7 tRNA genes are annotated in these 708 nt (G+C 49.9%); all 7 read right to left on the reverse strand.

The annotated features are described in order from the left end of the window. Window positions 1-6: 6 nt before the first annotated feature. Window positions 7-80, reverse strand: a tRNA-Gly gene (locus JN080_RS28910). Between the two features lie 18 nt (window positions 81-98). After that, window positions 99-180, reverse strand: a tRNA-Leu gene (locus JN080_RS28915). Window positions 181-193: 13 nt separating this feature from the next. After that, a tRNA-Cys gene (locus JN080_RS28920) sits at window positions 194-264 on the reverse strand. 10 nt (window positions 265-274) lie between these two features. Further along, window positions 275-346, reverse strand: a tRNA-Gln gene (locus tag JN080_RS28925). Window positions 347-356: 10 nt separating this feature from the next. Further along, a tRNA-His gene (locus tag JN080_RS28930) sits at window positions 357-432 on the reverse strand. A gap of 85 nt (window positions 433-517) precedes the next feature. Next, a tRNA-Tyr gene (locus JN080_RS28935) sits at window positions 518-602 on the reverse strand. A 27-nt stretch (window positions 603-629) separates the two neighbouring features. After that, window positions 630-705 (reverse strand) — tRNA-Phe (locus JN080_RS28940). Window positions 706-708 lie beyond the last annotated feature (3 nt).

Raw genomic sequence — 708 nt, forward strand, 5'->3', positions numbered from 1 at the left:
AATGAATGGAGCGGGTGATGGGAATCGAACCCACGACATCAGCTTGGAAGGCTGGAGTTTTACCATTAAACTACACCCGCAGAGTATATATATTTCGATACCGGTGGTCGGGGTCGAACCGACACTCCTTACGGAACACGATTTTGAGTCGTGCGCGTCTGCCAATTCCGCCACACCGGCATTTATCAATCGAAGGCAGCACCCGGATTTGAACTGGGGATAAAGGTTTTGCAGACCTCTGCCTTACTACTTGGCTATGCTGCCAAATATTTAACTGGGCTAGCTGGATTCGAACCAACGCATGATGGAGTCAAAGTCCATTGCCTTACCACTTGGCTATAGCCCAAAAATTCAAATGGGGCGGCTGGTGGGAATCGAACCCACGCGTGTCGGAACCACAATCCGATGCGTTAACCACTTCGCCACAACCGCCATTTTATGCCTAGCAGGAATTGTTCGAATGAACCCACACTTGAGGTTTTGGAGAACTCTGTTCTACATAAACAATACCTCAAAATGGTGGAGGGGGACGGATTCGAACCGCCGAACCCTGAGGGAGCGGATTTACAGTCCGCCGCGTTTAGCCACTTCGCTACCCCTCCATTTTGGAGTTAGGATATATACATATATGGTGGCTTGGGACGGAATCGAACCGCCGACACAAGGATTTTCAGTCCTTTGCTCTACCGACTGAGCTACCAAGCCATA

The organism is Bacillus sp. EB600, from assembly GCF_024494385.1.
Classification (GTDB): Bacteria; Bacillota; Bacilli; order Bacillales; family Cytobacillaceae; genus JAEVLT01.